At 75.4% G+C, this 7621-nt stretch carries 6 protein-coding genes and 1 pseudogene; 3 read left to right on the forward strand and 4 right to left on the reverse strand.

The annotated features are described in order from the left end of the window. The 3 genes from RYN42_RS18665 to RYN42_RS18675 all read right to left on the reverse strand — a co-directional run. Positions 1-1508: sacsin N-terminal ATP-binding-like domain-containing protein (locus RYN42_RS18665; RefSeq protein ID WP_399552539.1), on the reverse strand; the 1508-nt coding region annotated here is incomplete at its 3' end. Next, positions 1505-2650 carry a DUF3027 domain-containing protein gene (locus tag RYN42_RS18670; protein ID WP_315098642.1) on the reverse strand — a complete coding sequence of 382 codons (1146 nt, stop codon included), beginning with the start codon at positions 2648-2650 and terminating at the stop codon, positions 1505-1507. The genes RYN42_RS18665 and RYN42_RS18670, both read right to left, overlap by 4 nt. A 2-nt stretch (positions 2651-2652) precedes the next feature. Then, on the reverse strand, positions 2653-3036 hold the full coding sequence (locus RYN42_RS18675; protein WP_315098645.1) for a cold shock domain-containing protein: 384 nt from the start codon (positions 3034-3036) through the stop codon (positions 2653-2655). A 305-nt stretch (positions 3037-3341) separates the two neighbouring features. Between RYN42_RS18675 and RYN42_RS18680 the strand changes: the two genes are divergently transcribed. Together RYN42_RS18680 and RYN42_RS18685 are read left to right on the forward strand one after the other, a co-directional pair. Beyond that, complete coding sequence (locus RYN42_RS18680; RefSeq protein ID WP_315098647.1) at positions 3342-3671, forward strand: TraR/DksA C4-type zinc finger protein; 330 nt, start codon at positions 3342-3344, stop codon at positions 3669-3671. Between the two features lie 308 nt (positions 3672-3979). Beyond that, positions 3980-5410: a DUF222 domain-containing protein gene (locus tag RYN42_RS18685; RefSeq protein WP_315098650.1), complete on the forward strand. Its 1431-nt coding sequence runs from the start codon at positions 3980-3982 to the stop codon at positions 5408-5410. A 190-nt stretch (positions 5411-5600) separates the two neighbouring features. On the opposite strand, the gene RYN42_RS18690 is transcribed toward RYN42_RS18685, so the two are convergent. Continuing rightward, on the reverse strand, positions 5601-6845 hold the full coding sequence (locus RYN42_RS18690) for a M20 family metallopeptidase (RefSeq protein WP_315098653.1): 1245 nt from the start codon (positions 6843-6845) through the stop codon (positions 5601-5603). 208 nt (positions 6846-7053) lie between these two features. On the opposite strand from RYN42_RS18690, the pseudogene RYN42_RS18695 reads away from it, so the two are divergent. Further along, positions 7054-7621, forward strand: a pseudogene (locus RYN42_RS18695) (hypothetical protein); the annotation flags it as partial.

The following is a 7621-nucleotide window of genomic DNA, read 5'->3' on the forward strand; positions in this document are numbered from 1 at the left end:
GGGTCCAGCACGACGAGGCCGCGCGCGCCGCGCACCACGCGTCCGTCGGCCAGGGGCACGGGCAGCGCCCCCAGGGCCTCGCGCGCCTGGCTGTCGTCCGCGACCGGCTCCAGCGCGTCGTACAGCTCCGCCCAGGTGCCGTCGTCGACGACGGGGAGCTCCTCCACCACGTCGGCGAGGCTGCGTTCCTCCACACCGAGCGTCCGGGCCTGCGCCTGGCGACCGGAGGGGACCACGACGAGGCCGGCGATGCGGCGGCCGAGCGCGGCGAGCGCGGTGCGCTGGGTGCCGACGCCGCCGGCCAGCATCACCGCGCGGTCGGGTGCGACGAGGTCGCTCGTGGACGGTGCTGCGCGGCGCAGGAGGGGGGTGCGAGCGAGGCGCTCGACGACCAGGTCCCGGAGCGTGGCGTCGAGGGTGCCCGCCGCCAGTCCGGTGGGGACCAGGGACAGCGGGTCGGCGTCTGCGTCGGCCCGGGCCTGCGCGAGGCGCGCGTACGCGTCCGCCGCGTGCTCGAGCACGACGTCCGCCAGCCTGCCCGCGGCGACGTGCCGCCGCGTCGGGTCGAGCGGCAGGGTCGCGACGAACAGCGCGGGGACGCTGCACGGCTCGTCGGTGGGCGTCGGGGCGTGCACCACCGGGAGCCACGACAGCGCCGGGTCGCGCGGGACCGCCCACGTCACGCGCCAGGACCGCGCGCTGCGCTCCTCGACCGGCCGGTCCGCGACGACCGCCACGGACAGCTCGCCCTCCGCGGACTCGACCACCCAGCGCTCGTGCACGTCGGCGATCCGTCGGGCCGGTGCGTCGGAGGTGTGGTCCTCGACCAGGATCTCCACCAGCCCGGGCAGGGCCAGCAGCAGGGGGTCGCCGACCTCGCGGAGCAGGACGCGGACCTCGTCGGCGAACACCTCGTCGCGCAGCTGCAGGACGACCGCGGTGTCGTAGCCCTCCGGGGGGCGGCCGTCCGCCGGCAGGGGAAGGCGGAGCGAGGGGAGGGAGCCGTCGCGGCGGCGGACCTCCTCGGCGAGCGCGGGGACGTCGGCCGCGGCCTCGCTCAGCAGCTCGGCGGTGTCGCGGGCGGAGAAGCGGACGCCGCCGGTCGTCGAGAGCAGGGAGACCTCGTCGGCCACCGCTCGGACCGCCGCGAAGCCGACCCCGAACCGGCCGACCACGCGGGCGCCGGTGTCGCGCTTCGACGACGCCCGCATCGAGGACAGGGACGCGACGCCCTCCGCATCCAACGGGGCGCCGGTGTTGGCGGCGACCAGCGCGATCGTGCCGTCGTCGGCGCGGGCGAGCCGCAGCAGGAGCCTGCCCGGGACGTCCGCGCGGGTGGCCGCGTCGGCGGCGTTCTGGGCCAGCTCGACCAGCACCCGGTCGCGGTAGTAGCCGTGGGCGTGGTCCTCCTCCGTGTTGGCGTCCTCCCGCAGTCGTGCCGGGGAGGCGCGCCACGCCCCCAGGACGGCCGCGCGCAGGGCGGCCGTCCCGAAGGCGTCGGCGGTCACGGCTCCGGGTCGGGGCGCGCGGGGGGCTGGTCCGCGGTGTCGGGGGCGTCCGTGTCGGCCGCGGTGTCGGGTGCGCCCGTCTCGGCCGCGGGCTCGGGTGCGTCCGTCTCGGCCGCGGTGAGGTCGTCGGTCAGCGGGTCGCCCTCGGGGGAGGTTGCCGTGTCGGCGGCCGGGTCCGGCTCGGCGGCGGCGGCGGGTGCCTCGGTTGTGGGGGCGTCGGACGCGGCGTCGTCGACGGAGGCGTTGTCGGGCGTCGTCTCGTCGGACGGTGCTTCGTCGGACGCTGCCTCGCCGGGCGTCGTCTCGTCGGGCGTCGTCTCGTCGGGCGTCGTCTCGTCGGGCGTCGCCTCGGCCGCGGGTGCCTCGGTGTCCGGCTGCGCGAGGGCGGGGGTGGTGAGCTGGACCAGCTCGAGGCTGAGCTCGTCGATCAGCGGGTCGGAGGCCGGCCACTCGGTCGGCGGCGCCTCGGCGTCGGTCTCGGAGTGGGCGCCGCAGCCGTGGTCGACGCTGACGACGGTGCCGTCGTCGGGCGACCACTGGTTGGCGCAGACCCCGAACACGGTGCCCAGCGAGCCCTGCAGCGGGACCAGGAACCCGCAGCTGCCGCAGGCGGCCGCCGAGGCGAGCGAGCCCGCGCTCGTCGGACCGTGCGGGCCGCGGTACCAGCGCTCGGCGGCCTCGTCGCGACCCTGCGGCGAGAGCACCCGCACGCGGGCGAGGGCGAGCTCGTCGATCGCCACGTCGTCGAGCTCGGGGTCCCCCGTGGGGGTCCAGCCGGGCTCGAGGCGCGGGTCGTCCGCCTTGAAGGGCAGGACGTCGCCGGGGCCGATGTCGCCCGGGCGGATGCGCTCGGACCACGGCAGCCACTCGCGGCCGAGGATGGCGTCCGGTCCGGGCAGGAGCTCGGCCTCGCAGACGGTGGCGGTGCGGCCGCGCGGGACGCGGGCGACCGTGACGGTCCACTCCCAGCCGCGGTAGCCGCGGGCGGCGGAGGCGAACCGGTGGGACACCAGCCGCTCGCCCTCGACGACGAGGCCGAGGTACTCGCCGACGTCGGCGGGGTCCTCGGCCATCGCGACCGCGACCTCACGGGCCAGGTCGACGGCAGATCCGAGGACCGCGTCCTTGGTAGGTGCAGGCATGCTCAGGCCTCGATGTCGTCCGCGACGGCTCGCAGCAGGGCGGCGTACTGAACCCCACGAGCCTTCTCGGGGTAGCGGCCACGACGCAGGTCGTTGCCGACGCGGTCGAGGACCTTGATGAGGTCCTCGATGATGACGGCCATGTCGTCGGCGGGCTTGCGCGCCGCCTTGGCGACAGAGGGCACCGGGTCCAGGAGCTTGACGGACAGCGCCTGGGGGCCACGACGGCCGTCCGCGACGCCGAAGTCGACCTTTGCGCCCGGCTTCGGCGCGGTGACGCCTTCGGGCAGCGCCGACGCGTGCAGGAAGACCTCGCCGCCGTCGTCGCCGGCGATGAACCCGAAGCCTCGCTCGGTGTCGAACCACTTGACCTTGCCGGTAGGCACGGTGAACCCCGTTCATGAGATGAAGACGTACTGGCCACAAGGTTACCGGGCGCCGCCGGTGAATATCCCCGTGCTTGCCGGGAGCAGCGGTGCGGGCGGGACTGCGCGCATTCGCGCCGGACTCCGGGCCGTCGCCGTGCTGGTCTCGCCGGGCCGTCGCCTGTGCTGGTCTCGTGGGCCGTCGCCGTGCTGGTGTCGCCGTGCTGTGGCCGGGCTGCTGGTCTCGCCGGTGTGTGGCCGGGCAGCTCTCTCCGGGCCGTCGCCTGCGCCGGAAGGGTTGTCGGCCGCCGAGCGTTGCCCTCGACATGACCGACGCCCGCGCCCGGCTCGACGAGCTGCGTACCGAGACGCTCGACCGTCTGGCGGCGCTGCGCAGCGAGCACCGCGCCGTCGTGGACGCCTCGCGGGACAGCAACGCCGATGACGAGCACGATCCCGAGGGCGCGACGATCGCGTTCGAGCGCGCACAGGTGGACGCGTTGGCCCGCGACGCCGTGGAGCGGCTCGCGTCGGTCGATGCGGCACTGGCTCGGCTGTCCGAGGGCACGTACGGCATCTGCGCGGTGTGCGGGAGGGCGATCGCGCCGGGTCGGCTGGAGGCGCGGCCTACGGCGACGACGTGCGTCGGGTGCTGATTCTTTCCTGTGGACGACGGGCGTTATTGAGGGGGCTGTGGGCGGCTCATTGTTTGCGCCTCTGACCTGCACTGACATTTCTTCGATCGCCGTCTCAGGATTCGAGCAACAGGCGCGATGAATGTCAGTGGTGGCTGGAACACTTCTTCGTAGCGGGACGGATCGCCCTTGGTTCGAGGGTGGGTACCCGGAGCGGGTGGAGGTGGATGGCGGTGTCGATCGAGGAGGCTGCGCCGCGGGCCGCCGCCGCGCGCTCGGGTGCTCGAGGTGCTCGGAGTGTTGACGGCGCTGTCGGCTCTGATCGCTCGGTGGGGTCGGTGCTGGCGGAGCTGACCGCCGCGGTGGACACGCTCGCGGCGCTGGCGGACCCGGCTCGGCCGAATCGGTTGCAGGGCGCGGTGGCGGTCGACGTGGTGCGGGAGGCGTTGGTGCTGGCGGGCAGGTTGACCGCGGTCGCGGCGCGGGTGGTGCCGATGGTGGAGGCCGACGGGTGGTGGGCGCTGGAGGGTGCCCGGTCGATCACCACGTGGGTCGCATCGACCGGGCGGGTGTCGCACGGGCAGGCTGGCCGGGTGGTGCGGTTGGGGCGGGCGCTGCGCGATGACCTGCCCGCCACCGCGGCCGCGGTCGTCGCCGGAAGCGTGTCGCTGGAGGCTGCGCACACCCTGGCCGCGGTGGCGAACACCCCGGACCGCAAGACGGCGTTGTCCGACCCGACCTCGGGGTGCGGGGAGGCGTTCCTCCTCGCGCACGCCATCAAGCTGCCGGTGGCGCAGGTGCGGGTCCTGGCCCGGCGGTGGGCCGCGGCCGCCGACCCGGCCGCGGACGAACGCGGATACCGCGAGGCGAGCGACCGGGAGCACCTGAACCTTGCCCAGACCTCCGACGGGTGCCAGCTGAGCGGGTTCCTGACCACCGAGCACGGCCACGCCCTGGCCGCGGCGCTGACCGCACTGGCCGGAAGGTCCGCGGACCAGGCCGGGCAACCCGCCGGCAGGCGCCGCGCCAGCGCGCTGGTGAACCTGACCCGGCTGGCCCTGGACGGTGACCTGACCGGCGCAACCGGCACGCACCGCCCGCAGATCACCGCCGTCGTGGACTACGCCACGCTGCACCGTGCCCTGGACCGCGCCCCCGGCCACCGATCTGACGACACGTCGCGCGGCGACGCCGGCGGCTGCGACGAGCCTGGGGACCCCGCTGTGGCGCGCCCCGCGGGTGTCGACGAGTCGGGGGCCGGCGGCGGTGAGCCGCGAGCCGCTGGTGTGCTGGGAGCCCCGGGCGTCGACGCGCGTGAGGCCGGGCGGCCGGGGCTGCCGGTGCCCGGTGGGGACACCGAACGGTTCGCGGTCGCGGAGCTGGTCGGCACCGGACCCGTCCCGGACACCGTGCTGGCCCGCCTCGCGTGCGACTCCGCGCTCACCCGCGTCGTGTTCGGGCCCGCGTCGCAGGTCCTGAACGTCGGACGCACGGAACGCACCTACACCGGCCCCAAGCGCCGCGCGATCATCGCCCGCGACCGGCACTGCCGCTACCCCGGCTGCCACGCCCCACCCGCCCTCGGCGAGATCCACCACACCCACCACTGGCACCGCGACCGCGGCACCACCGACGTCAACACCGGCATCCTGCTGTGCTGGCACCACCACGAGATCGTCCACGACCGCGCGATCGAGATCACCCACACCGACGGCACCTGGCACTTCACCGACCGCCACGGACAACCGCTCCGGACGTGACCCCGGGCGGACGCTGTGCCGAGCGTGACGGCCGAGGAAGAGCGGCGGGGCAGTGCGAAATCGAGCGCCAGCGCAGAGTGTCGAGCGCCGGCGAGCAGGTCGAGCCGAGGCCGCGCGGCGAGCAGGCGACCGCGTGCCAGCTCGTCGAGCGTGCAACGACCCGTCCTCGGCGAGTCCAGGGACTACCTCGCTAAGCCCCTTCTGCCATCCGTTCCGACGCGCCCTCCGCCAGCCGGTCGAGCGCGAGCGCCGCGAGCACCGCGGGCCCGACTGCCAGGGACTCCTCCGCGAACCGCGCCTGCGCGGAGTGGTTGTACGCCGCCGACGCGGGGTCCTCGCCGACCGGTGTCGCGCCGAGCCCCAAGTACACGCCCGGCACCTGCTGCAGCACGTAGGAGAAGTCCTCGGCCCCGGACAGCGGCTGCTGGGCGGTCGTGTACGCCTGCTCGCCGAACATGTCGCGGACCAGACCGGCGGCGCGGTCGACCTCGGCGGCGGTGTTCGAGGTGACGGGGTACCCGCGCTCGTACTCCACCGTGGCGGTCAGGCCGTGGGCGGCGGCGATGCCCTCCGCCAGCCGGGTCAGCCGCTCGGGCAGCACCGCGTGGGTGGCCTCGGAGAAGGTGCGGACGGTCGCCTCGAGAACGGCGATCGACGGGATCACGTTGTTCGTCGTGCCGGCCACGATCCTGCCCACCGTGACGACCACGGGGTCGAACACGTCGAACTGCCGGGTGACCATCGCCTGCAGCGCGAGGACGATCTCGGCGGCGACCGGTACCGGGTCGGCGGCGAGGTGCGGCATGGACCCGTGCCCGCCCCGACCGTGCACGGTGACGACGGCGGAGTCCGCGGCGGCGAGCATCGTGCCGGCCCTGGACATCACCAGGCCCGCGGGCACCAGCGACGACACGACGTGCAGCCCGTACGCGGCGACGACGCGCGAGCCGGCGGCGTCGAGCACGCCCTCCTCGATCATCAGGCGGGCGCCGTGGTCACCCTCCTCACCGGGCTGGAACATGAGCACGACGTCGCCCGCCATCTCCTCGCGACGCGCGGCCAGCAGCCGCGCGGCGCCGACCAGTCCCGCGACGTGCAGGTCGTGACCGCACGTGTGCATGACACCGTCGCGCTCCGAGGCGAACGGCTCCCCCGAGTCCTCGGTGACCGGCAGCGCGTCCATGTCCCCCCGGAGCAGCACGGCCGGTCCCGGTCGACCGCCCCGCAGCACCGCCACCACCGAGCTCAGCCCGCGACCGGTGTGCACCTCGAGGTCGAGCGCGCCGATCGCGTCCAGCACCAGCCGCTGCGTGGCCGGCAGGTCGAGGCCGATCTCCGGGGTGCGGTGCAGGGCGCGCCGCAGCGCCACGATCTCGGGCAGCTGCGCGACGGCGTCGGACCGCAGGCCGGTGAGGACGTCGGGAGAGAGGGGCACGGTCTGACCTCCGGTCCGGGATCGGCCCGGTGCCGAGCCCCGCTCCCGAGACTGCCAGACGTCGGCGACGACGAGACAGACCGCAGGCGGTCGCACGCGAGCCCGACGACGGCCGGATGCCGCGGCGATCGGACGGCCCGCGCGATCCGGTTACCCGTCGGTAGCCGAAACCCCCGTGCACGGGCGCCCGCCGCGTAAGGTTGAGCGGATGTCCACCTTCACCGGCTATCTGCGCGAACGCGGCGACGACGAGCTCGTCGCGCTCCTGCGCAGCCGGCCGGACCTGGCGTCGCCGTCGCCCGCGACCCTGTCCTCGCTGGCCGTCCGGGCCACCAGCCGGTCGAGCCTGGAGCGCGCGCTCGCCGCCGTCGACGCCAGCGTGCTGCAGGTGCTCGAGGCCGTCATCGCCCTCTCCGAACCGGGGCCGGTCACGGCGGCCGACCTGCCGGCGGCGCTGGGCGCCACGGACGACGCCGGCGTCGCGCTGGTCGAGCGGGCGCTGCGGCTCGCGATCGTCGGCGCCCTGGTCTACCCGACGGCCGACGGCACCGACGCTCCCCTGCTGCCGTCACCGGGCCTGGCCGAGATCCTCGGGCCGTACCCCGCCGGTCTGGCTCCGCTCGACGCCGGCGCCCGTCGCGGCGCCCCGGCCGAGCCCGTCGACCTCGACAACCTGCCGGCCGTGCTCGAGTCTGCCCCCGCGGGCGCCCGACCGGTCCTGGACGCCCTGCTGTGGGGCCCGCCGGTCGGGCTCGCCCCGTCCAACAGCACAGCCG

Origin of the sequence: uncultured Cellulomonas sp., assembly GCF_963527515.1 — a bacterium.
GTDB lineage: Bacteria > Actinomycetota > Actinomycetes > Actinomycetales > Cellulomonadaceae > Cellulomonas.

Excerpts from the sequence above, each read along its gene's own strand:
- RYN42_RS18670 (WP_315098642.1), bottom strand. The coding sequence starts at position 2,650 with ATGCCTGCACCTACCAAGGACGCGGTCCTCGGATCTGCCGTCGACCTG.
- RYN42_RS18680 (WP_315098647.1), top strand. The coding sequence starts at position 3,342 with ATGACCGACGCCCGCGCCCGGCTCGACGAGCTGCGTACCGAGACGCTC.